At 53.8% G+C, this 26011-nt stretch carries 14 protein-coding genes; 6 read left to right on the plus strand and 8 right to left on the minus strand.

Annotation, left to right across the window (positions count from 1 at the left end; all coding sequences use genetic code 11):
* Nucleotides 1-38: 38 nt before the first annotated feature.
* Nucleotides 39-1313, minus strand: a complete 1275-nt coding sequence (locus tag ACS603_RS06325; protein ID WP_315688175.1) for a tetratricopeptide repeat protein — start codon at nucleotides 1311-1313, stop codon at nucleotides 39-41.
* Nucleotides 1314-1793: 480 nt separating this feature from the next.
* Here ACS603_RS06325 and ACS603_RS06330 point away from each other — a divergent pair, with 480 nt between their 5' ends.
* Nucleotides 1794-4745, plus strand: a complete 2952-nt coding sequence (locus ACS603_RS06330) for a transporter substrate-binding domain-containing protein (protein ID WP_315688174.1) — start codon at nucleotides 1794-1796, stop codon at nucleotides 4743-4745.
* Nucleotides 4746-4802: 57 nt separating this feature from the next.
* Here the strand turns inward: ACS603_RS06330 and ACS603_RS06335 are convergent, their stop codons facing one another.
* The 7 genes from ACS603_RS06335 to ACS603_RS06365 all read right to left on the minus strand — a co-directional run bounded on the left by ACS603_RS06335 (nucleotide 4803) and on the right by ACS603_RS06365 (nucleotide 22459).
* Entirely contained in the window at nucleotides 4803-5501 is a 699-nt protein-coding gene (locus tag ACS603_RS06335) for a response regulator transcription factor (RefSeq protein WP_315688173.1), read from the minus strand.
* A 46-nt stretch (nucleotides 5502-5547) separates the two neighbouring features.
* On the minus strand, nucleotides 5548-6996 hold the full coding sequence (locus ACS603_RS06340; protein ID WP_315688172.1) for a TolC family protein: 1449 nt from the start codon (nucleotides 6994-6996) through the stop codon (nucleotides 5548-5550).
* A gap of 6 nt (nucleotides 6997-7002) precedes the next feature.
* Nucleotides 7003-8241 carry an HlyD family type I secretion periplasmic adaptor subunit gene (locus ACS603_RS06345; protein WP_315688171.1) on the minus strand — a complete coding sequence of 413 codons (1239 nt, stop codon included), beginning with the start codon at nucleotides 8239-8241 and terminating at the stop codon, nucleotides 7003-7005.
* A complete protein-coding gene (locus ACS603_RS06350) occupies nucleotides 8238-10496 on the minus strand; it encodes a type I secretion system permease/ATPase (protein WP_315688170.1) in 2259 nt (752 codons plus the stop codon). The genes ACS603_RS06345 and ACS603_RS06350 overlap by 4 nt, the downstream gene beginning before the upstream one ends.
* 254 nt (nucleotides 10497-10750) lie before the next feature.
* Nucleotides 10751-11659, minus strand: a complete 909-nt coding sequence (locus tag ACS603_RS06355) for an OmpA family protein (RefSeq protein ID WP_315688169.1) — start codon at nucleotides 11657-11659, stop codon at nucleotides 10751-10753.
* A gap of 46 nt (nucleotides 11660-11705) precedes the next feature.
* Nucleotides 11706-17453 (minus strand): Ig-like domain-containing protein, encoded by a 5748-nt coding sequence (locus ACS603_RS06360; RefSeq protein ID WP_474943958.1) that lies wholly within the window; start codon nucleotides 17451-17453, stop codon nucleotides 11706-11708.
* Between the two features lie 86 nt (nucleotides 17454-17539).
* On the minus strand, nucleotides 17540-22459 hold the full coding sequence (locus tag ACS603_RS06365) for an Ig-like domain-containing protein (RefSeq protein ID WP_474943959.1): 4920 nt from the start codon (nucleotides 22457-22459) through the stop codon (nucleotides 17540-17542).
* Nucleotides 22460-22767: 308 nt separating this feature from the next.
* On the opposite strand from ACS603_RS06365, the gene ACS603_RS06370 reads away from it, so the two are divergent.
* The 5 genes from ACS603_RS06370 to ACS603_RS06390 all read left to right on the plus strand — a co-directional run bounded on the left by ACS603_RS06370 (nucleotide 22768) and on the right by ACS603_RS06390 (nucleotide 26005).
* On the plus strand, nucleotides 22768-23391 hold the full coding sequence (locus tag ACS603_RS06370; protein WP_315688166.1) for a response regulator transcription factor: 624 nt from the start codon (nucleotides 22768-22770) through the stop codon (nucleotides 23389-23391).
* A 73-nt stretch (nucleotides 23392-23464) separates the two neighbouring features.
* Nucleotides 23465-24091 (plus strand): response regulator, encoded by a 627-nt coding sequence (locus ACS603_RS06375; protein ID WP_474943960.1) that lies wholly within the window; start codon nucleotides 23465-23467, stop codon nucleotides 24089-24091.
* Nucleotides 24092-24314: 223 nt separating this feature from the next.
* Nucleotides 24315-24485 carry an Hpt domain-containing protein gene (locus tag ACS603_RS06380; protein WP_474943980.1) on the plus strand — a complete coding sequence of 57 codons (171 nt, stop codon included), beginning with the start codon at nucleotides 24315-24317 and terminating at the stop codon, nucleotides 24483-24485.
* Nucleotides 24486-24792: 307 nt separating this feature from the next.
* On the plus strand, nucleotides 24793-25266 hold the full coding sequence (locus ACS603_RS06385; protein WP_315688164.1) for a GlcG/HbpS family heme-binding protein: 474 nt from the start codon (nucleotides 24793-24795) through the stop codon (nucleotides 25264-25266).
* A 46-nt stretch (nucleotides 25267-25312) separates the two neighbouring features.
* Nucleotides 25313-26005, plus strand: coding sequence for an outer membrane protein (locus ACS603_RS06390; protein WP_474943961.1), 693 nt, complete (start codon nucleotides 25313-25315; stop codon nucleotides 26003-26005).
* The last annotated feature ends 6 nt before the right edge of the window (nucleotides 26006-26011 follow it).

Raw genomic sequence — 26011 nt, forward strand, 5'->3', positions numbered from 1 at the left:
CGCGGGACTCTGCATTTCCGGGAGTCCCGCAACCTATATCAGATTCCGCGACGGTCGTCGTCGTTCACCATCTCGACCTTAACGTCTCCAAGACGAAACCCCTCGGCAAGAAAAAAAGGCACAGGCAGTTTCCACTGATCCTGTCGCACGGGGGCCGTATAACGCCAGGCGTTACCGTTCATTTTCAGCAACACAGCCTGTTTTTCCCCGTCTCGTTTATGACTGGGCCCGGCCATGATCGTAAACCCGGCGTTGCTCCCGACATGGAAATGTTCTGCCTTCCAGCGAATAGGGGGATGCGCCGGCCATGGCTCAGCATGATGAAAACCAAAAATATCATCATGGCTAAGTAAACTTTGCCGTACGGTGGACCACAGCGCCGCCTTCAGGAAATACTGATCGGTGAAACGCACATTCCCCTGATACTGCGCGACAAACTCACGCATCATTCTTTCAACGTTAGGGAAGATGCCGCCACATCCAGCCCACATCCCGGCAAGTAACAACTCGGTATGCGTGAAATAGTCACGCATATGGTGAAAGTACCAGGGCGAACGTAGCCACGCCTCGACGCAAACCTGTTCGCGTTCCGAAAGCAACGAGTCGGCATCACGAACTAAAAACCGCTCAACCGTCGGGTCGTCCATCACCAGAAAACGCCATAACGTGGGATAGATGCCTTTTTCGTGGCTCATATCGACACATTGAGCACCAGCCGCCTGCAGACGTCGCCAGACATGCTGAGGCACAGAATTATCCAGATACACACGGCAGCACCAGCCTGGAAACAGTGAATTTGCGGCTTCGATGTTTTTGATCAGCGTTTCGCAGTAGCGCGGCTGATCGCCATACAGGCTGAAGGCGATAATATTTTTTTCGCGCTGTCTGGGATTAAAAGGACGCGGTGGCGTTGAGGGAAGCGGCCAGCTTTTGCCGTGACCAAAGCGTTGATCCGACAGCGTCAGCGACTCACGGCCATAGGTGCGCATCTCCTGGGTTTTCCCCATGTGCCCACACAGTTCCGCAAAACCATCCAGCCAGGTTTCAGAGGCTTCATGGCGCTGCGGCGACTGGTATATTTTACGATATACTTTATACGCTTGGTCGTATTTTCCCTGACGCATCAGGCTCAGCGCATAGTCACTTTGCACTGACATATTTTTGGGCAATACGGTCAGAGCTTTTTCGCAGCAGCGCGAGGCGCTGGCGTAGTCCCCTTCTGCCATAGACTGACGGTAAATCTCCGCCAGTGAATTTAATTGCTGGCCTATTGCGACGTGGTTAACCGTTCGACGTTGAGGTGCCGGGCGCATAAAAATCCGCTCAATTATTTAATCAGAAAAATTAAGCCGATTTTTTCACTGTTACACGTAACTCACGATAAGACCCGTCTTGATATTCCCTGAAGTTAGCGCGCCCCCGGTACAGGTAGGTAAAAAGCGATTCCAGCCTCTTATTCAATTTCAGTTAAGAAGTTTATTTTACAGCGAGTTAATTCACATTATTACTGTTTTCTATGAGGTGTTATTTCATTACGAAAAATAACTAAGTCAGGTCTTATAACCCTTTCTCATCTGTTTCATCATACTGCGCACACATAAATGATGATGACATCGTATAATTCGACCATAGTATTGCTGAGGTCCAGTATGAAGGATACCTTTTCATCAGTTATACAGTACGTTATGGGCTAGCCCGTACAGGTTGTTTATTATGTTTCATTCACAGCACGCCAATGCCTGGGGAAGGTATTCCCCCTGGTCACTTCATTTTCAGGAGTCAGTTAAAAAGATATGCGTCACTATTTTCGCCTTTTTTTGCTGCTGGTTTTACTCTCGCTTTCAATGCCTTCAGCGATAGGCGATGAATATAAGATCCTGATGAGAACACCGGTCCAGGGATTACAGCGTTTATCTCTCACCGCCGATCAAGCCGCCTTTATTCACCAACAACGACAACTGAACGTGGGTGTAACCCATTACGATGCCCCACCGTTTGGCATGCGTAACATTCGCAACGAGTATGAAGGTTTGAGCGCCGATTATACAGGGCTGGTCGCCTGGCAGCTTAATCTCCCGGTTAAGGTGAAAGTATTTAACTCCTCCGAAGAGGCGTGGCAGGCGCTGGCACGTGGCGATATTGACCTGATCCCGTCCGTGGCCGCATTCCCGGATAACGATACCTTTGCCTTTTCATTACCTTATGCCAGCGATAAACCGGTGTTGGGCCTCAATGATAACGATACCGCCCCTCTGGCAGAGGATCTGCGTGACACCGATGTCGCGATGCCCAGAGACTATCTGCCACTGTCACAGGCTCAGGCCGCCTACCCTAACGCCCGTTTTCGTCTTTTTGACAGTTATCAGGAAGCGCTAAGCGCGGTGGCGTTTGGTCAGTCGCGGGTTTACCTGGGCAACAGTTACTCGCTCAGCCGTAACTACCTGAACAATATCCATGTCGAGCGATTCTCACGGCTGACCAGCCGTGAAGTGGGGTTTGCTATCAGTCAAAAAAAACCGCAACTGCTCACACTGATTAATGCCGCAATCAAGGCCGTGCCAGAAGATGAAAAGCAGGAGCTGTATCGTCTCTGGCAGCCCGACCGCATTGATCTCGCACAGGGGTCTAAATCTCTTCTCTTTAACGAGCAAGAGAAAGCGTGGATCAAAAAACATCCTATCGTTAACGTCCTGATCTACAGCCAGGACAATGCAGCCCCGGTCTCATTTATTGATCATAAAGGCGTCCTGCGCGGTATTGCCGCCGATCTGTTTTCCGTTGTGTCGCTCAGAACCGGTTTACAGTTTCGTTTTGAAACGGGCAGCACCACCGAAGAATTGATTCAACAGGTAAACGAGTCAAGCTCGGATATGCTCGCCTCAATAACCCCCAGTGAAGCGCGCAAAAACAAAATTCTTTTTACCCGTCCCTATCTGCGGAGCGCCTTTTCCCTGGCAACATCGACAAATCGTAACGACATTCACATGCTGGCAGACCTGCGCGGAAAACGGCTGGCAATGGTAAAAAACATTGGCGTGGAGAGTATGGTGCGCCAGCGTTATCCGGAAATTGAAATTGTTCACGTGGGCAATGAATCGCAACTGCTTTCCACCGTGCTTGAGGGGAAAGCGGATGCCGCGGTGGGTATTCTGATCATGAGCGACTATCAGATCTTCATCAACTTTCAGGACAAACTCAAAGTGGTGTCCATTGTGGGTGACGCCCCCGTTTGGATCTCTTTCGGTGTCGGGCTGGCCAATCCGGAACTTCAGGGGATTTTAGATAAAATATTACTAAGCATTCCGCCTGTTGAGCTGGAAAATCTGGCCAACCGCTGGCGGCCCAACGAATTGGTGGCTGTCGACAGCTTCTGGTATCGCTATCGGGAAGTGTTGATTGCCACTGCCGTCTTTAGCGCTGTCTTTATTATTCTGGCTCTGGGTTGGGCACTCTACCTGCGTCGGCAAATCGCGCGTAAAGCGGCGCTTCGCCGTCAGATGAACACGCAGCTTGTGCAATTACGCGAGGTCATCACCGAGCGTGAAGCGCTGCTGGTTGAGCTTAAGGAAGCCAAAGACAGGGCAGAAGACTCTAACCGGGCAAAATCCGTCTTCCTGTCGACCATGAGTCATGAAATCCGCACGCCGATGAATGCAATTATTGGCATGCTGGATATTGTGCTGAAAAAAGGACGCCGTGGTGAGCAAGATATTCAGGCGCTCGAGGTAGCATATGAATCGGCAGAAGGACTGGTGGGATTAATTGGCGATATTCTGGATATCTCCCGTATTGAGGGGGGACATCTTGATTTCAATCCTGAAGCCACGAACCTCGGTACGCTGATTAACAATATGATGCGGGTTTTCCAGGGGGTGGCCATTGAGAAAAATATCGAGCTCACCCGCACATTCGCGACAGCACCCTTAACCGATGTCTATGCCGACCCATTACGCATTAAGCAGGTTTTGTCGAACCTGTTAAGTAATGCCATTAAGTTTACCGACATTGGTGGCGTATCACTGACGCTGCAGCAGGCTGAAGACCCGATAAATGACAGCGTTCACTACATCATTGACGTCAAGGACAGCGGCGTGGGGATCGACGCCAGTCAGCAGGCAGCATTGTTCCGGCCCTTTAGCCAGGCAGACAACCGCCGCGCAGGAACGGGGCTGGGCCTCTATATCAGCCGGACTATCTGCGAAAGCATGGGCGGCACGCTTATACTGACCAGCGAGAAAAATGTGGGTACCACGGTGAGTGCAACCTTTACGCTGCCGAAAGTAAAAACGGCGGCTGTGGATGTCCCGCAGCACGAAGATGAAGACAAAATTCCGGCCCTGAAGATCCTGGTGGTGGACGACAACCCTGCCAACCGAATCTTGCTGGCTAAACAATTAGCCTGGTTAGGACAGCATGCATATCTTGCGTCAGAGGGAAATGAGGCACTGGCTATCTGGGAAAAAACAGATTTCGACGTGATCATTACCGACTGCAACATGCCCGGCATGAATGGCTATCAGCTTACGCACCTAATCCGAACGCGTGAGCAGGAACAAAACAGGGTCGCTGCCTGGATTATCGGCTTTACTGCCAATGCCATGCATGAGATCACGGCGCGATGTTTACAGGCTGGTATGAATGATTGCCTGTTTAAACCCTGCTCAATCAATCATCTCGCGGCTGCGCTGCGAAATCTGCATCCCATTGAGCACAAAGCATCGGACGATACCGTCTCACTGAAATAAAAAAGGAGCCTGTAGAAGGCTCCTGATAATGTCTCGAATGAATCTGCTGAAATGGGATTAAAGCATTTGGTCGTGCCAAAGAAACAGTTCAGAGTCCGTTTTCACGCCCAGCTTTTTCATGGCCGATTTCTTCTGTCCGCTGACCGTCTTACGACTACGCTGGAATTTCTCTGAAATCTGCAGAACAGACATTCCGCCGGTAAAGAGTCGTAGCACCTCGAGCTCCTTGGGGGACAGCTGATCCAGACGGCCAATGCCCTCAATTACCTGCGGCGCGTTGTCACCCTCTGGACCCGATTTAGGGTCTGTACAAGGCTCTGAAATCAGGTAGAACTCTTTCTCCATACTTTCTGACAGTGAGATACGCCCCGCCGCGACCTGACGTGCTGCATTCACCACTTCAACTAAATCACGGCTTTTACCAACATGTCCCCGGACGCCGATTTTTAGCGCCATACGCACAATCGCTGTGTTTTCCAGCGTGGATGAAAGCAGAATTTTCAGCCATGGAAAGTTGCTCCTGAGCTGCTTGATCATCGGTAAACCGTCGATATCTTCATCACCAAGCAGATAGTCAAGAACCAACACATCAATACGGTTGTTGCGTAAAAAATTCATGAGTTCGATACGAGTGGCAAAGCTGCCTTTTAGTTCGAAATCAGGCTCTTGACCAAATACAATTTCTAACCCCTTACGGACAATCGGGTGATCGTCGAGTAAGGCAACGTATATTTTTTTACCTGAAAACGGATTCATACATATTCTCTTTTATGTCTGCTGTGTGAGCTATCTTAAAAAAGACTTAATTATTATTTCGTAACCATAACAGTAGTGTACCGGAACTGGCGTAGCTACGAAAAATAGCTGAATAGCCGTCAAAACGATTGGTCACTTCCGCCACCTGGTTGCCGTAAAATTCACTTTCTGCACTCAACACATCTAACAATGTACGTCGCCCGAGGTGATACCATTGATCGAAGAAATCATGTCGAATACGATCGGATTCAATCGATAAGTTATGATACAACTCCGCGCGTTCCAGCATACTATGAGCATCCTGATCGGCAGCGCGAACCCGGTTATCCAGATCGCGGGATTGCTGTTCAATAGCCTCTCTGCTGGCGTCTGCACGTCGTGCGGCAGAAAGCTCAGCCGCCCGCTGTGAACCGCCCCGGAAAATCGGCCAGCTTAAGTTTACATTGGTTTCCCAAGCCTGTTCACGCCCCAGTTCATCGCGCCCGGTACTTTTCCCAACATTCCATGTCACCGTTGGGTAAGCGGCAGAACGAGCCGCTTCCGCATCCGCCAACGCTGATGCGGTTTCTGCCTGCGCCTGTCGAATGGTTGGATGACGTTCAATTGCGGATAATTGCTTATCCAGCTCTCCCGGCTTCAGGTTCCACACCGACGCTTTTGGCAGGGGAACTGTGGTATCTCCCAGCAAGCGGTTGAGGATAATCTCCGTATCACGCATACGCGATACAGCTGTATCTAAAGAAGATTGTGCCTGTAAAAATCGCCCTCTGGCCTGCGTAAGCTCACTACGACGCCCCTGATCGACCTTCACAATACCGTCCAGCATTTCGACCAGTTCATTCATCCGCGCCACATACTTCTGGCTGAGAACAATGATCTGGCGCTGTTTACTCAGCTCAATGAGCGCGCTACTAACCTGCCAGGCAATATTTTCCGCCTGTGCGCCTGTGTTCTCTTTCGCCGCCAAATGCTGCTCTTCACGGCTTTTAATGGTGTTGCTGGTGCGCCCAAAATCGAGCAATGTGGTTGCAACATTCACGGTCACCGCTGGACGACTGTCGCTGTAGCCACGTTCTCCGCCACCAAACTGAACGCTTTTCGAACGTGTACCGACATCCACCTGCGGCCAGCGCTGCCCTTTCGCTTCATCGACGTTGGCCTGTGCCGCCTCGGTACTGAACTGCGCGCCACGAACCTCAGGGCTAATACTCAGCGCGGTATTGACTGCATCATTGAAGAGCATACGGATTTCATGCTCGCCTGGCACGCGGGCGGCCTGACGCTCAACGTTTGTGACACTGCTTTTCTTCTCCGCCCTGGGTACAAGGGGAGCTGGCGGGGTGGAGGCCATCACCATGCCGGATTTTGCCTCCGGCGCTACTGGCTGAAAGGATAGCACCCCCTCATTACTGGCGGTACTTTTCCCCGAAATCAGGCAAGAGAGTACTGTCAGCATCGCCGCCAGGCGACGCTGTACAGGAGAATAATTTTTCATCGTAAATTAACGTTCCCGGAAGGCTTCTTTCGCTTTGAAAATAGGTTTCAGCAGGTAATCGAGAATGGTTTTTTCGCCCGTGCGAATTTCCACCGTCGCAATCATACCTGGGATAATTGGCAGGGATTTTCCACCCGCCGTCAGCGTGCTGCTGTCGGTTAACACCATCACCCGGTAATAGGTGTCATCAGGACGGCCCGCCGCAGCTTTGGCGTCATCCTTCAGCGTGTCCGGGCTGACGAGAGAAACGTGCCCTTTCAGGCCGCCGTAAATACCGAAATCGTACGCAGTGATCTTCACTGTTGCCGGCAATCCGGCATGGAGGAAGGCCACATCAGAAGGTTTGATTTTCCCTTCCACCAGCAGTTGATCTTCCAGCGGAACAATTTCCATAATGTGTTCACCGGGCTGAATAACGCCGCCGATGGTGGTGACTCGCACGTTTTTCACCGTTCCGCGCACCAGCGCGGTGATGGTGGTACGGCTTACTATGTCAGCGCGGCCCGTCAGGCTCTCTTCCGCCTGGACCAGATCCAGCTCCTGGCGGATCAGGTCGGTGTTCGCATCCGCCTGGTAGCGGTTGCGGCGCTCGACAATCTGCGACTGCAGATCGTTCGCCTGACGGCGCATACGCAGCAGCTCTACTTCAGAGAGCAGACCACGTGCGGCCAGCGGTTCTGACATTGCGATTTCGTTCTGTGCCAGGCGATAGCTTTTCTCTAACGAGGCCACGCCCTCACCCAGCGCCTGTTTACGGCTGTTGTAGGCGCGCGTTTCCAGCTCTACCTCAGACGGATACTGCTTCACGCGATCGCTGAAGGTCAGCGGCAGGCCGTAGGCTTCGGCGCGCAGACGGTTCACCGTCGCTTCAAGGGCAACCACTTTACGCAGCGTCTCCTGATAGCTGGACTGCGCGCGGGTCGGGTCAATTTTCAGCAATACCTGCCCCGGTTGAACGATGTCGCCTTCACGCACGTTCATCTCCTCAAGAATCCCGCCTTCAAGGCTCTGAATCACCTGTTCGCGGCTTTTGGAGACAATTTTAGCGTCGCCTTTGGTGATCTCTTCTACTTTGGCGAAATGCGCCCAGGTTAGGAAACCGGCAAAGACCACCAGAATCAGCCAGAGCACCAGCCGGGATTTTGGCGTCGTCTGAGAAAACAACGCCTCCTGAATGTCGCTCATCCAGGCGGCATCGCGCGCCGACAGGTTTTTTTGTTTATTGTTGCGTTTGAAAAGTGTCATGCGCTCGCCTCCACGGGCTGTTTTCCGGTGGCGGCCTTCACAGGCGTACTGTCGTTTGCGGGTGCGCCGTTCAGTGCGGCCAGCACCTGCTGTTTAGGGCCATCAGCCACAATTTTACCGTCATCAATAATGATCATGCGGTCCACTAGTGCCAGCAGGGATGGTCGATGGGTGACCACCACTAGCGTGTGTCCGGCGGTCGCGACTTTCAGGTGTTGTAAGAAAAGAGCTTCCGTCTGGGAGTCCATCGCGCTGGTCGGTTCATCCAGCAGCAGCAGATTGGGTTTCGCCAGCAACGTACGGGCCAGTGAAACCAGCTGACGCTGCCCCCCGGACAGACTGTTCCCCTGCTCGCCCACAGGCATATGAATACCGCGCGGATGACGAGCAGCAATCTGATCAAGCCCCGTCAGACGCAGCACGTGCAGAAATTCATCAGAGGAGGCATTCTGACGGCCAATCATGATGTTTTCACGCAGGGTGCCGTAAAAGAGACGCGCTTCCTGGCCGACAAAACCGACGTTGTTACGCCAGTCAGACGGTTCAATCTGATTCACATCCAGGCCGCTACTGAACAGCTGTCCTTTAACCGGCGTATAGAGGCGCGCAATGATACGTAGCAGTGTCGATTTACCACTGCCAATTTTGCCCACAATCGCCACGCGTTCACCCGGCGTAATCGTCAGGTTGACGCCCTTCAGGATCTCCGGGTTAGGCTGCATCGGCGGTGCGGGGTAGGAAAAGGCCACGCCTTTCAGTTCAATATCGCCATTCAGCTCAGGCTGTTTGATGTAGTCAATGTCGCTGCTGCGATCGGTAGGATGCGCCATCAGCCTGTTCAGCGAGGAAAGCGCGGCTTTTGCCTGCTGATAACGAACGGCTAAACCAATCACCTGGCTTAACGGCGCGGTCACGCGGCCGGCCAGCATCACAGTCCCGATCAGTGCACCCTGAGTCAGGTTACCGGCATCAATCAGGTAAACACCGGTGACAATCAGCATTACGGTCTGTAGCTGCTGCAGAAAACTCACCGAGTTCATGGCAAGTGCAGAGTAGTGCTTCGACGCCGCAGAGCTGCTGGACTGCATCGCACTGAACTTCTGCCAGCGACTTTGCATCCAGGATTCACCGCCGACCGATTTCAAGGTTTCCATCCCTTCGATGGATTCAATCAGTACGCCCTGCTTTAACGACGCTTCCTGCAGGCTGGCTTTCATCACTTTCGCCAGCGGCCACTGGATCAGCAGGCTGACCAGCAGGATCATTGGCAACATCAGCATCGGAATAAAGGCCAGCGATCCGCCGATGGCAAAAATAATGCCGATAAACAGCAGTACAAAGGGCAAATCGGCAATGGTCGCGAGGGTGGCGGAGGAGACAAAGTCACGAACGGATTCAAACTCGCGCAGCTGGTTGGCAAACGAACCGGAAGAAGCCGGTTTATGCTCCATTTTTACCGAGAGAGACTGACGGAACAGAATGCTACCGACGATCAAATCTGCTTTTTTCCCGGCAGTATCGAGCAGGTGCGCACGCACGGTACGGGTGATCGCTTCAAACACCATTGCCACCAGCACGCCAATAGCCAGCGACCAGAGCGTGGTAAACGCCTGGTTTGGGATAACGCGGTCATAAACGTTCATGGTGAAGAACACGGTCGCCAGCGCCAGCACGTTCACCAGCACCGACGCCAGCGCAGCGCTACGGTAGTAACTGCGATAACGCCACAGGGTGCTGAACAGCCAGTGGCCCTTCGGCGGCGGTGGTGCAATATCGCTCACCCGGCTGTCAATGCGCGCCGTTGGCTTTGCGGCAATGGCGTAGCCAACATACAGCTCGTTGAGCGCCTGATGGTTCAGCTCAACCGGTTCGTCGCCCACTTCCGGCATGATCAGGGAGTAGAACAGGTCCCATTTATCGTCGGCATTTTTACGACGCTCGCGCGCCAGCAGCACCATGCCACCCGCGCCCTTGCGCAGCAGGATCATCGGGAAAACCTGCTCGGGCAGTTCCGCACTGTTACGCTTGATGAGCCCCCCGGTAATACCGGCGTTTTTAAGCGCATCAAGCGCTAAAGAGGGTGTGAGTGTTTGTTCAACAGGCAGACCAGCCAGCAAAACATCATCGCTTTTACCCAGACCATAATGTTCAGACAGCCAGGCAATGCTTCTGAGCAAAGAGTCATCATTCAGTCGGGTATCGCGGGCGATGGTGTGCAGCTGTTCCTCCTGGGTATTGGCCATTGAGGATTCCATATTTCGTGTATTCCTGGTTATTAAAATTCATGTAAATCAAAAAGATAAAATTACTTTTTGAAGTGGATTAGGAATATTCTGTCACGCGGAATGGTCTTGCCTTAATGAGACCTGTCTCAATGGAACGGCTTATTTTTTGGCGCGAAAGAGGTGCTGGCAGGGATTTTGCCCGGCGGCGCTACGCCTGCACGGGCCTACAGTGAGGGGTTTGACGGTTGTAAGCCGGGTAAGCGCAGCGCCACCCGGCGAGAATATTACTTTTGTGCCTGAGTGCTTACGTCCTGATCGCCGCTCACTCGCACAACAACACGACGGTTAGGCGCATTGCAGGCAATAAGCTCTTTTTTACTGGATGCCGCGCAGTCGTTCACCACGGGCTCACTGCTCCCCACGCTTGAGGCGCTCATCAGGCGAGCCGGAAGACCGTTTTCAGCCAGCATGGTGCGGACAGTCTGCGCGCGCTTCAGACCAAGGACATAGTTGCTACGATCGCTGCCAATGGCGTCCGTATGGCCAATCACCTGGATCCGCTTGAGCTCAACGTTTTCACGTTTGATTGTCGCCACCAGATCTTTAACGGCCTGATGACCCTGCGCAGAAACCCCTTTCTCGCTGGACTTTCCAAAGCGGAACATCACATCGCCAGACAGGGTGTAATCCTTGTACTGCGGTGCAGGTAGGTTGTTACAGGCTTCTACGCTGGAGGCGCGAGACAGCACGTGGATCTGCTCACGCAGGCCCGTGAGATCCTTTTCCGCCTGCTCACGCGTGCGTGCTTCCGGCACCGCATTCATGGTGTGGCTGACGCGCACGAAGTAGGTCTGGCCGCCGCTCATCTCGACGTTGTAGCCCTGCTCTTTGCCGCGATATTCAGGCGCATCGTTCTGATACGCGCCCAGGTTGTGCTTACCCGGAGCCAGACAGAAGGTCGTAAAACCGCCCGGCAACAGCGCGTCGTGGAACTCGTTATCGACATAGATATGCGCCGCGCCTCCTGAGGCGTTGCTGGCGTCACGGTAGTAAACCACCTGCGTTTGTGTCTGTCCGACTGGCGCAACGGGTTGATACGTCTTGCCAAAGTTTTCCGCCGCCAGCGCAGGGGACATGACAAATGCGGAGGAGGTAAACAGCGCTGCGAATAAAGAGGTCTTGAAAAAAGTCATAAATCCTCCACAGGCCCCCCCGAAAGGAGGCCTGGAAAAGTTTAAGTTAGTGATTATTCACGTTGACGGTGACGCCGTTCTGCACCAGCAGTTCCACGTCCAGATTTTCCATCTGGTACACCTGGTACTCGACGCCAGACACTTTGACGTTACCTGCGTTGGTCCAGTTGCCCGGATCGGTGTTGTCAGGCAGCAGATCGCTCAGGTTCACCACATCACCTTTGTTACCCTGAACCATCAGCTGTTTATTGCCGTCGGCGATAAACATGTCTTTCTCAGCGTGGGTCAGCACGTCGTTCACGTTGATATTCAGCACATCCGCTTTGCCGTTGTTCATATCAATCGTTGAAACCTGCTGATCTTTGCCGACCAGCTTGCTCAGATCGATGCTGTCCTTCGCGTCGCCCGCTAACGTCAGCGTATGATTGACGGCATCATATCCTTCGGTTGCCTGGCCAACGTGCTCAACGCCTTTCTGCTCTGCAGGGGTCTCCTGATTAGACGATTTATCGTCCTCGTCCTGAGCCACAACAGGCGCTTTTGCCGGTTTGTTTTCCTCGCTGGTCACACGCTGTTCTTCCTGAACAGGCTGAGTGTGCTCTTCAACACTGAAGGAACGCATACTGCGGCTGTTGTTCAGCAGCATGCCATCAGCACGGATTGGCACAGCGTTGTACGTGTGGATACTGGTATCCGAGGTATCTACCACGTTAAACACGCCGCTGAACCCTGGTCCGTTGCCTGGAGCCGCCAGGCCGGTTGCACGCCACTGCGCCAGCGTTAAGGTAACGGTCCAGGTACCATCATCCAGAACGCGTCCGGTTGTACCCGCCAGCGTTGAATTCGGGCCGCCTCTCAGACTTACGGTATGGCCCGGAATACCTCCCGTACCTTTCACCGTGATCACTTCACCGACGACATCAAAGTACCCGCCACCGCTGACGCTGGTGATCAGGAAGTTTTCAGGCGACCAGGTTTCCACGGTCACATAACGCTGGGCGCCTAACGCACTGCTGTTGCCTGCGGTATCAATCTGCTTGGCACGGAAATACCAGGTGCCATCAGGCAACGCCGTCGGGATTTCCAGACTCCAGGTACCATCTGCTTTGGCCGTGGTGGTGTAGATAATGTTCTTACCGCTTGTCCATCCAGACCCAGTCGTTGGACCCGCCAGCCAGATCTCGATCTTCGCACCCGCTTCCGCGCCGTTACCGGTGATGGTCGGACGGTTGTCGTTGGTCTTCTCTGCGTCAACCAGGTTACCGACCTTGCCGCCCGCAACGTTATCTACGACTGCAGTAATGACAGGTGCAGCCGCGACCGTATCAACCACAACATAGTGCTGGTTACCCAGAGCGCTCTTGTTGCCCGCCTGGTCAGTCTGATTAGCACGGAAGTACCAGGTGCCATCCTGCAATGCCTTCGGAATTTCCAGGCTCCAGGTACCGTCCGCTTTGGCGGTGGTGGTATACACGAGGTTGTTATTACTCCACCCCTGATTACCCAGCGCCAGCACGATTTCGATCTTCGCGCCCGCTTCCGCACCGTTACCGGTGATGGTCGGACGGTTGTCGTTGGTACGCTCCCCGTCAACCAGGTTACCGACTTTACCGCCCGCCACGTTATCAGTAATAACCGTTACGTTCGGTGCGGCCACCACGGTATCCACGGTAATCGCGAAGTTGGTAGAGTTCACCGAACGGTTCCCGGCTTTATCAACAGAGTAAGCCTGGAAGTTATACGTCTGGTTATAGTTGGTCGTCTGCGGGAAAGACCATTGTCCATTCGCACCCGCTGTGGTAGACCCATAAACCACGCCATTAGCCGGGTTGAGGATGTAAACCACGCTGTTTGCTTCTGCAGTACCACGCAGATCCAGAGTTCTGTCGTTGGTAATGCCGCCGTTACCGACCAGACCGTTATAAACACCGCCCTGAACATCATCAAAAGTCCCCGTAATCACAGGAGCGTTATTGACAGTATCTACAGTGATCGAGAACTTAGCGGAGTCCGCCGAACGGTTACCCGCTGGGTCAACAGAGTAGGCATGGAAGCTGTACGCTATGTTGTAGTTAGTGGCGACCGGGAATTGCCAGTTACCGTTCGCATCTGCCCTCACGGAGCCCGCAACGTTGCCATAGTTTTCCAGCACGATGTAAACCACGCTGCCCGCTTCGGCAGTACCGCGTAAATCCAGGGTTTTGTCGTTGGTGACGCCGCCGTTACCCACCAGACCGTTATAAACACCGCCCTGAACATCATCCCAGGAACCGGTAATCACCGGCGCGTTATTGACCGTATCCACATTCAGTGAATAGGTCGCCGATTTACCGGAGATGTTCCCCAGATCGTCTTTGGCGATGGTGTAGAACATATGCGGGCGATCCGCAGCGGTGTTCCCGAGCGCACGCTCCCAGCTCCAGTTACCGTTGGCATCGGCTTTTACCGTATCCAGCACCGCGTTGTTATACGCGTTGTAGATGTAGACGATGCTATTTGCTTCCGCAGTACCACGCAGCTCCATATTTGCATCGTTGGTCAGCCCACCGTTCGGTACCAGGGCTTTGTAGATGCCGCCTTCCACATCATCGTACGCACCCAGAATAACCGGCGTAGCCGCTTTCGTGTCGACTTCCAGACCATAGTGGTTGGATTCTTCCGATACGTTGCCCGCTTTGTCCTGCGCTCTTACATAGAAGTCGTGCTGCGCATCAGACAGTACCGGAGACGTCCATTTCCAGTCACCATTCGCATCGGCGAAGACCGAGCCAATCGGCACGCTGCTACCTGGGACATAGATTTTCACCAGGCTGTCTTTCTCAGCGGTACCACGCAGCTCTGGCGTCGTGTCGCGTGAACGGCTGCCGTCAGTAATCAGCGCGCCCGCATCGTCATACATGCCGGTAATAGCCGGGGCATTCGGTGCTTCAGTATCAATGGTCAGATTCCACGGTGCCGTCGGAGCGCTCTTCACACCGGTCGGGCTCTGGAATACCGCCGTCAGAGACAGCTCTGTGCCGTTGTTCTGCTGTGGCAGCGTAAAGTTCCAGGTACCATCCATGCCTACGGTCACGGAGCCGATCGGTGAGGTGCCGTCGTAAATAAAGACCACATCACCGGCTGCACCCTTACCGTACAGAGTTGGCGTGGTGTCGTCGGTCACCGCCGGGTTAGCCAGGTCGCCCTGCACAATACCCACGTCATCAGCGATGCGATCCAGCGATCCATCCGGCACACGGGTATCCAGCGTCAGCTCAAACGGTGCGGTCTGTGCGCTTTCCCCTGCACCCGCGTTTTCAGTCGCGGTGATCTTATACAGTGCGTCTGTCGTCAGTGCCGGGTTAATGGTGTACTGCCACTCACCGGTCACGGCGTCTGCCTGCACACTACCCGCGAGTTTACCGTCAACATACACGTTCACCAGAGAGCCAGCCGTCGCACGGCCCACTACCGTTGGGGTCGTGTCGTCGGTGTGGCTACCGCTGCCCAGATTGCCTTGCAGCAGCCCTTCATCGTCCACAACGTGGCTGATTGAGACGCCGTTACGGCTGGTATCAACGATAAAGTGGATCGGATCCGAAGCCGGTCCCACGTTACCCGCTTTATCTTCGATGGAGACTTTCCAGGTGTAATCGCCGTCTGCCAGCGCAGGCGCCGGGGTATAGCTCCAGTTACCTTTGCTGTCTACCGGTACGCGCACGGTATTGCCGTTACCCAGATCGATAATTGCAATACCGTCAGGCTCACCCTTACCACGGTAGGTTGGGGTGTTGTCATCGGTGGTGTCGTCATTGGCGATAAGGCCCGGTGTACCGAAGTCGTCCCACAGTTCAATGTCTGTCGCCGCCAGCGGATCGACGGAATCAACGATAATGACCCACTCGCCGGTTTCCGGGCTGCGGTTACCGGTGACATCTTCCGCCACGGCGCGGAAACGGTGCTCGCCCTGCGCCAGCGCGGTGTCGAAATCAATGGTCCAGCGGCCACCGGTCACCACGGCACTGCCGATTGGGTTCGGATTCGCGCCATCATAAAGATAAACAGTGGTGCCATCCTGCGCGGTCCCGGTGATGGTCGGGCGATCGTCATTGGTGATGCCCCCGTTCTGGATAGTACCCACATGCGCGGCAACGTCGTCGATCACGTCAGTGATCGCCGGTGCTGTTGGAATACCGCCCGCCAGCAGATCGAACGAGAAGGTGTCAGACGGTTCAGAGCGCAGACCCGCTTTATCCTGAGCCACAACGCTCACGTCGTAATGGCCGTTCGCCAGGCCCAGCGCCGGTGTCCAGGTCCAGGTGCCGGTAGCGTCAGCGGTTACAGAGTCAATCGTGCGGCCATTGACGATGATAAACACCAGGCTGTTCTTCTCGGCGGTACCCGTGAAGTCTGGGGTGCTGTCGTCGGTAATACCGCCGTTAGCGATATTGCCGGTCTGCTGACCTGCGTCATCATAAACGGTGTCGATCGTTGGTTTTGCCGGCGGCTGGGTATCAACGATAAAGCCAATTGGGTCGGACGGTTCGCTGACGTTGCCCGCCGGATCGACGATAACAACAGAAGCTTCATGCTCGCCGTCCGCCAGTGGATCGTCCGGGGTCACTTCCCATTTACCGTCTTCACCCACGATCGCGGTGCCCACGACTTCGTCGTCAATAATCAGTTCCACGGTTTCGCCAGGCACAGCGCCTTCGCCGCTGAAGACCGGTTTGGTGTCATCGGTAATGTCGCCGTTGTGAATAGGGCCAACAACCGGACCCTGATCGTCTTCAACGTCACCAATGATCGGTTTGTTCGGTACTTCGGTGTCAACCACCAGCTTCCACGGCGCGGTTGGCGCGCTTTCTACGCCCGTTGGGCCACGGAAGACCACGCTGACGTCCAGCTCGGCACCGTTCGCCTGCTCAGGCAGGGTATATTCCCAACTGCCATCAGCGCGTACGGTAACGGAGTCGATGATATCGCTGCCGTTGCGAACGAACACGATATCCCCAGGACGGCCAGTGCCGTGCAGGGTTGGGGTAGTGTCATCGGTGACAGCCGGGTTAGGCAGATCGCCCTGATAGCGACCGACGTCATCCGATACGCGATCGAAAGTACCCGCAGGAACAACGGTATCGATGGACAGCAGGAACGGACGTGTCGGTGGTGGGATTTCACCAGGACCGCTGTACTCACCTGCGGTGATTGAGTAGGTTTTTCCGGATTCCAGCGCAGGATTGATTTCAATCGCCCACTCACCGGTCGTTGGATCGGCCGTCATGGAACCGACCGGGTTACCGTTAACGTACAGAGTGACCAGAGAGCCCGGCGTCGCCGTGCCCACGATAACCGGGTTGACGTCATCCGTGCCGCTACCACTCGCCAGCGGATTGGTCACCGTACCAGTGTTATCTTCAGCATGGCTGATGGACACCGCATTACCCATCGTATCAACGGTGAAGGTAATCGGCGTGGTGGATGGCCCGCGTTCGCCTGCGCTGTTTTCCAACGCAACCGACCAGGTGTAACTGCCATCGGCCAGCGCAGGTGCAGGTGTCCAGGTCCAGTTACCTTCTGCATTGACGGGTACGCGAACGCTTTGGCCACCGCCAAGGTCAATCACCGCCGTCATACCCGGCTCGCCCTTCCCGCTGAAGGTTGGGGTGTTATCTTCACTCGGATCGCCGTTACGAATTTCACGTGGGAACTGATAGTCGTTCCACAGTAAAACATCCGCAGGCAGCGGCGGCGGTGTCGCCATCGCAGCGATATTAGGTCCGGTATTGTTGTTTGGTGTAGTGCTCTTTTTCATACTATTTTCCAAATGAATTCTGTTTATGTTCTGGTCTAAAATTTTCTGAAGGTTCCGGTGAAGGAACCTCCCTTTCCTGGTATCAATTAATGGTTCTGTAGCGTGACCGTGACTCCCATTTGAACGAGGATCTCGGTATTCAGGCTGTCCATCTGGTAAGACTGATACTCCACTCCCCCAACATTCACCGTCCCGCCATCGGTCCAGTTCCCCGGGTCCATACCGTTCGGCAGCAGGTCGCTCAGGTTCACCGCGTCGCCCGCGTTGCCCTTCACCATCATTTGGTTGAAGTCGTTGTCGTGGAACAGATTCTGCGTGGCGTTTTCCAGCACATCACCCGCGCTCAGCGTCAGGGTGTTGTTGCCTGTTCCCGTAATGTCGAACACTTCCACTGACTGAACAGGGTGAGTCAGCGCGTTCAGGTCGAGGTGCTGATCCGCCCCCAGCAGCTTCAGCGTGTCGATGCCTTCTCCGCCCTGAATTACGGCATCGGTCATGCTGGCCACGTCAGCAACCTGATACAGGTTGTCTGCCGCATCGCCGTACCAGATATCACCCTGGTTATCCGCCAGGAATTCACCCGGCGTGACGGTTGTCGCCGTACCGCTCACCTTCAGGTCATCGATACTGAAACCAAACCCCGTGCTGCCCACCTGCTCCTGATGGTGGATCTCCATCCGGTAAACCGGTGTATCATCCGGGCTGGTAAACGACACCGGGACGTTACGGTTAGGAAGGAAAGCGCTCACCGCCTGAGAGCCAATCTCATTGCCGTTAATGTCGTAGAACGTGACCACCGTCGATGGGCCCGCAAATCGTGGATTGAAAACGAAATCGATCGTTTTAGCCCCATACTGGAAGTCAACAAACATGCTGGCCGCCATCTCAGAATCCGGAGACGAGCTGTATAAATACAGGCTGTTGGTGCTTCCTGCGCCGATGACCTGTCTGTCGAATTCATAATCAGCCGTGGCGGTATCCGCCGTGTGGGAGAAACGCATCCCGTGCACCCATGCACCTGCATTAATGGCCGCAAACTCCGTATTGTCTTCAAAGCTGTTAGTACTGGTGAAATTGCTGGTGCGGTAGCTCGAGCTGTTACCCGCCGCGTCCACAATCGCCACACCCACCGGAATATCGGTGTAGCCACCCGCCGGCATGGTCAGCGTCACGTTGCCGTTGGCAATATCCGCCGCGGTCAGGGTGTGCGTGACGGTGGTGTCACCGTTTTTCATCACAAGGGTGTCGCCCTCGACAATACCGCTGCCCGGCAACGTTACGGTCACGTCGTTACCGCTGCGTACCACGTCGGTCGGCGCGTCTGGCGCAATCAGATCCAGCACCACTTTCTGTGACGACTCGGTGTAGTTCCCGGCGGCGTCGACTACGCGAGTCTGGATAGTCCAGTCAGCGGTATGGCCCTGACCATCAACAAATGCCCATTTGTCGCCGTCAACCATGGCTTCCAGCCAGGTTTTACCGCCGTCAGTGGAAACCAGCACTTTCTCGCCCGCCTCCAGCGGAGAAGAGAGATGGCCGCTCACCAGGCTGCCGGCTTTACCGTTGTTGGTGATGAAGTCGCTTCCGCTTACGCCGGAGTCGTGCGTCATGCCATCCGCCGCCGCGCTGCCTGCCGGCGCTTCGGTATCAATGGTGATTTTCCATTCCGCAGACGGCGCGCTTCTTACGCCGGTCGGGCTCTGGAAGACCGTGGTCAACGCCAGCTCTGCGCCGTTGTTCTGTGCAGGCAGGGTGTAGTTCCATGAACCATCCTCGCCTACAGTTGCAGAGCCTATCTGAGTGGTACCGTCGTAAATGAAGACGATATCGCCCGCAACGCCCTTTCCGTGCAGAGTTGGCGTGGTGTCATCGGTCACCGCCGGATTCGCCAGATCGCCCTGCACCAGGCCAACATCATCCGATACGCTGTCAAATGAACCCGTCGGCACGCGGGTATCCAGAGTTAAATCAAACGACGCGGTCTGCGCGCTGTCGCCGCTACCGGTGTTTTCGCTGGCCGTTATCTGGTAAGTTCCGTCAGCAGACAGCGCCGGGTTAATGGTGTATTTCCACTCGCCGGTACGCGGATCGGCGATCACGCTGCCGACAAAATTACCGTCCAGGTAGACTTTGACTTCAGCACCCGGCGTGGCGCGGCCCACAACGGTTGGCGTCGTGTCGTCGGTGTGGCTGCCGCTGGCGAGATTGCCCTGTACCGCCCCTTCGTTATCTTCCACGTGGCTGATCGAGATACCGTTACGGCTGGTATCAACGATAAAGTGAATCGGACCGGAAACCGGACCCACGTTCCCCGCTTTATCTTCAATCGCGACGCTCCAGGCATAGTCGCCATCCGCCAGTGCGGGGGCCGGGGTATAGCTCCAGTTGCCGCTGTCATCAACCGGTACGCGCACGGTGGTACCGTCACCCAGATCGATGATCGCGGTGCCGCCAGGCTCACCCTTACCACGGTAGGTTGGGGTGTTGTCATCCGTCGTGTCGTTATCTGCAATCAGTCCCGGCGTGCCGAAGTCGTCCCACAGCTCAACATCCGTTGCTGCACCAGGCGCGACGGAGTCAACGATAATGACCCACTCGCCGGTTTCCGGGCTGCGGTTGCCCACTGCGTTTTCCGCTACCGCACGGAAGCGGTGCTCGCCCTGTGCCAATGGCGTACCGAAATCAATGGTCCATGTTCCGCCCGTCACTACCGCGCTGCCGATCGGAACCGGGTTCGCGCCGTCGTACAGATAAACGGTGGTGCCGTCCTGACCCGTACCGGTGATGGTTGGACGATCGTCGTTAGTCACGCCGCCCTGCTGCACGGTGCCGGTGTGCGACTCGACGTCGTCGATCACATCAGTGATGGCAGGTGCGGTCGGGATCCCGCCCGCGACCACATCAAATGCGAACGCGTCGGACGGCTCAGAGCGCAGGCCAGCCTTATCTTCAGCAATAACGCGCACGTCATAGTGACCGTTGGTCAGCGCCGGAGACGGTGTCCAGGTCCATTTGCCTGTCGCATCCGCGGTAACGGAATCCACTTCACGGCCATTCACGATGATGTGCACAATGCTGTTTTCTTCGGCCGTACCGCTGAAGTCCGGGGTGCTGTCGTCGGTAATGTCCCCGTTCGCCAGGTTGCCCGTTTTCAGACCCGCGTCATCAAATACGGTCTCAATCGTCGGTTTTTCCGGCGGCGTGGTATCGACAATAAAACCGATCGGATCGGACGGTTCGCTGGCGTTACCCACCGGATCGACGATCACGACAACCGCTTCATGCTCGCCTTCTGGCAGCGGATTTTTAGGAGTCACTTCCCACTTGCCGTCTTCACCGACGATCGCAGTACCCACGACTTCGTCGTCGATAATGAGCTTAACGTTGTCACCCGGGGTGCCACCTTCGCCACGGAATACGGGCTGGGTATCATCGGTAGTATCACCGTCGTGAATCGGGCCAATCACCGGCCCGACGTCATCCTCGACGTCACCGATAACAGGTTTGTCCGGCGCTTCCAGATCGACAATAAATTTAAAATCGTCAGACGGTTCACCCGCGTTGCCGGACGGATCGGTGATAACCACGTTCCCCACGTGCTCGCCTTCCGGCAGCGGATTATCCGGGGTCACGGCCCATTTGCCGTCGTTACCTACGATGGCGGTACCCACCAGTTTGTCGTCCACAATCAGCCTGACGATGTCACCCGGGGTCGCGCCTTCGCCACGGAACGTCGGCTGTGTATCATCGGTGGCACCGCCGTTTTCAATCGGGCCCACCACGGTGCCGACGTCGTCAACCACGTCGCCGATAACCGCTTTTTCCGGCACCACGATAAATTTAAAGTCGTCAGACGGTTCGCTGTCGTTGCCCGCCGGATCGGTGATAATCACCTTCCCGGTGTGGCTGCCTTCCGGCAGAGGGGTTTCCGGCGTCACTTCCCATTTGCCGTCCTCACCAACGATCGCAGTCCCGACCACTTCGTCGTCAACGATCAGTCTGACGGTGTCGCCAGGCGTGGCACCTTCGCCACGGAAAACAGGCTGTTTATCATCGGTTGCATCACCGTTGCGAATAGGACCCGTCACCGCACCGACGTCGTCTTCCACTTCGCCAATAACAGGTTTAACAGGGGCTTCCAGATCCACGGTGAAATCAAAAGAATCGCTCGGCGCGCTGGTGCGACCGTCCGGGCCTCTGCCAATCAGAACAATACTGTGGTCGCCGTGGGACAGCGGGGTTTCCGGCGTCCAGCTCCAGGAACCGTCAGGATTGACGCGGGTTTCCCCCAACTTTTGATTGTTTTCCCAGAATTCAACGATATCGCCCGGTGTACCGGTACCACTGAAGGTTGGGGTTGCGTCGTCGGTCACGCCGTTCTGCGGGATGCTACCCATTTTCGTGCCGAAGTCGTCGTGCACGTCTTTCAGTTCAGGAGTGACGACAGGCACAGGGTTCACGACGCCGTCGTTGTTGTCGTTATCACCTTTGTCACGGTTGTGACGAATAATGGCGCCCAGGCCCACAATGGCACCAATGGCGGCCAGCGCACCCAGCGCCAGCAGAGCAGGAGAAAATGCCGTGCCCGCGACCGCCAGTCCGTCCAGGCTCGCAATCGCACCGGCACCCAGCGCATGGGCAGAAGATTCACCATCCATCAGGAAAGCGGCTTCATGATCGTCATCGCCATCGGTGGCAATGTACTCATGCCACTGACCATCTTCGCCTTTACCCACCAGCTCGCCCGGATTATCGAAATAGCCTTCGATGATCAGCTGCGGCTGCTCGTCATCCGTGCCTTCCAGTATTACGAGCAGGTCTTTGCCTGAGCGTTTAAGCGTAATATTTTCTGGGGCAACGCCATTTTTCCCTTCAGCAAGGATGTACTTTGCATTGGGGATAGCTTTGATCTTGACAGCACTGCCAATTTTTTCACTGCGCAGAACGTCAGCTTTGACAATCTTATCTTTATCAACGACTGCAATATTTACTGGCTTGAGATTCATTTTCTAAATTCTCGTGTAAATAATCGATCTGTGTCTGCGCAACGCGCCAGACGCAGTTTCAGGTGGGATTTTCTCCCTGCTGACGCTATCTTCCTTTCAGACGGAGTAGGGCTTAATAAGACCTGTCGCAAACGATCAGGATATGGTCTGGAGGGAAAGTCATAAAAGAGAGCCCTGTTAGCTGTCGGGCCGACGGGGGTGTGAGAACAGAAGAAAAATAAAACTTCAGTTAAAGACAAGTCTTAGCCCAATTGACGAACGCGGGATAGAAAATCAATTTTTCCTTACCCGATTCAGGACAATCAGGAATGACAGGCAAAAAAATCATTGTCATGGACTCCAGCCCGTTGCTTCGTGCGGGACTCCAGGGCTTATTATCAGAACAGGGTTATCAGGTTGTCGCGCAGTTTGGCACAATGGAAGAACTGCTTAACAAGCATTCATTGTTCGGTGCCGACTTAATAATTATGGAACATCTACAACAACAGCCAGACGTATTTTCCTCTCTGGCCCAGTTAATAAAAAACACACCTCTCACTCAGGTATTAGTTTTATCTTCGTCATCCAGTGATTTCCATATACAGCTCAGCAGGAAGGCGGGGGCGGCAGGCTATCTCAATAAAAGAAGTGAGTTGGATAACATCCTCAGCACTGTCAATAAGATAGTCTCCGGCCAGTTCTGCTACGGTAATGAACTGAGAATGCATCGAAATAAATATCCGCGAGATGCATCATTATTATTATCACTTTCCCATATTGACATCTGTATCCTGCACTACATTTCCGCTGGCTACAGCAATCAGGTCATTGCCGCTATGATGAATACTAATAATAAAAGAGTAAGCGCCTATAAAAAACGCATTATGGTGAAATTTAACATTTCAAAATTAACTGAACTGGTGGAACTGGCAAAGCGTAATTATCTGTATTGAGTGGGGCTATCTGCCGCAAAATTCGAGACGATAACGCCGATTCGGGCATAATCCATTGAACCAGGATGATAAAATGAATAACGTATTACTCGTGGATGACCACCCGGTTACCCGTATGGCAGTGAGAATGTTGCTGGAAAAAGATGGGATGACGGTGATCGGCGAGACCAATGACGGCCTGAAAGCAGTACAGCAGACTCGCCAGTTACTACCGGATTTTGTTATCGTCGATATCGATATTCCCTCACTCAACGGGATTAATGTCGTGCAACGACTGCGTGCAAATGATTTTAACGGTGGGATCCTGGTTCTGACAGGGAAGGATGACAAACATTATGTTAGGCGTTGCGCCAGCGCCGGTGCCGACGGTTTTATCAGCAAGCGCAATAATCTGACAGAACTTCAGGACGCTATCCGCGCTATTAAAAGTGGCTATGGTTTTTTCCCCATTAACCGCGCCCGCCAGAATGCCGCTGGTGATTTTCTACTGGACGACAAAGATAAAATCGCCAATCTGTCTGAAAAGGAGTTACAGGTTCTGCATTTTCTGGCAAAAGGACTTAAAATTATCGACATTGCCGGGAAAATGATGATCAGTGATAAGACCGTCAGCACTTATAAAAGCCGTTTAATGAAAAAGCTCGATCTGGAAACGTCGAAAGACATTTATCACTTCGCCCAACGCAACAAAATAGACTGAGTCATCCCCAGATACAATACAATGGATTCCCGTCCGATGGTATGCCCGCTGCGCATACTTACTGTTGACGATCACCCGGAAAGCCTTTCACGGCTTATCAATATCGATAATCTTATGTTATTAACCGACCTTAATAACCACTTATTATCCCCCTTCCTTAATGTTACACGAGATGAAAACCAGCGCGATATGCAACCCTGCCTGACACTGAGAATGCGCTGCGCTGGCGTATCACTTACACCGCCTGGCCGGGGCCGCCGAAATCATTGGCGCAAATGCGATAGCGCACCAGTGTCGTGATCTGGAGAACGCATGCGACGGGATGACTCCGCCCGATGTGGCGACAATACTGCTCTACCTCCAGACTCTGCTTACGGACTTAGCGGCACGCTAATCGCAACGCCGCTTTAAACCGGGCTCTTGACCTGAACCGTTTTCCCCCGACAAGGACTACAAGCCTATAGTCCTTCCCTTACAAACCTATCATCCTGCCCTCATGTATTTCACTACCATGAAATTTATATAGTTACCGTGTTGTCAGATGGCAATATTTTTAAAAAAAAAGAAGGTTGCCATGTTAAATGATTTATTCCAATTCACCACAACAGCACTACGCATACTTATTCTGATGCTTTTGCTGTTAAACCTCATGGGCGTTTTATTTTTATTTTTTACGTCTTATTAATTAAAAGGTATCCATCATGAAAAAAAATTTACTTATTCTGTCTGTGCTCACGGCATTAACAATGACTGCCCACGCTAAATCACTGACACAGTCCACACTGTCTCTGCAACAGGCTTCGGTACTGGCCAGCGAAGCGGTTAAATCGTGCAGTGCTAAAGGCTATAACGTCAGCGTGACAGTTGTCGACGCAGCTGGCCTCACACGTGCAGTACAGCGTATGGATAATGCCGGGCCACATACCCTGGCAGCCAGCTATCAGAAAGCATTTACCTCTGCTTCCAGCGGAGCGGCGACCAGCCAGCTTCTGGAAAACTCAAATAAGTATCCAGCCGCGAAAAACCTCGGTGATATCCCTGGGTTCTTATTATTGGCCGGCGGAGTGCCTGTTAAAGAAAATAACACCACTATCGGTGCTATTGGTATTGGCGGCGCACCGAGCGGTGATATTGATGAAGCCTGTGCACTCGACGCTATTAAAAATCTGAAATAAGTAAAGCTATTCGTAATTTATCGGAAAGATAAAAAAGGATCTTATTATGAAATTCACACCACGTGTTTTATTCGCCTCTGTGTTTTCACTGTGTGCTTCCGGCCCGGTACTGGCTGCCGAAAACGTGAAAGAAGGCTATTACGGTGCCCTGAACCTGATCGACACCCATCAGAAGGCAAAGAGCATGAACCTGAGTGAACGACCGGGGATCGGTTCTTTTGTAGCCGGGGATGAAAAAGAGCACAAGCTGAACGGTTCCGTGGCCGCTGGCTATCAGTTTGGTAATAACTGGCGTACCGAAGCTGAATATGTTTTTAAAGAAAAAACTGAATTCACCAGCGGCTCTTCCACTTTTGCAACCAGCTTCAACCACATGAAAGTTGACTCTGAACGAGCAATGTTCAACGTTTATCGCGATTTTATGATTACCGATAAATTTGCCCTGTACGCAACGGCTGGGGCCGGTGTGGCGAAAGTGAAGGTGGGCGGCTGGCAGGGGAATGACACCCGAGAGTTTGCCGGCAATACGCAAACCAACTTTACCTACTCCCTTGGCGCGGGGGCCTCTTATGAAGTTATCGACGATCTGACCCTGTACGCCACTTATCGTTATGTTGATATGGGCAATATTGAAAGCGGACGTAACACCTTTGTCAACGCACGTGCTCTGCAGGATGAAAATCTGCGCGGACGCCTGGTCAACAATGAATTTGTGTTTGGCGTCCGTTACGTCCTGTAAGGCACT

This window comes from Enterobacter sp. Li2LvB3 (assembly GCF_056156645.1).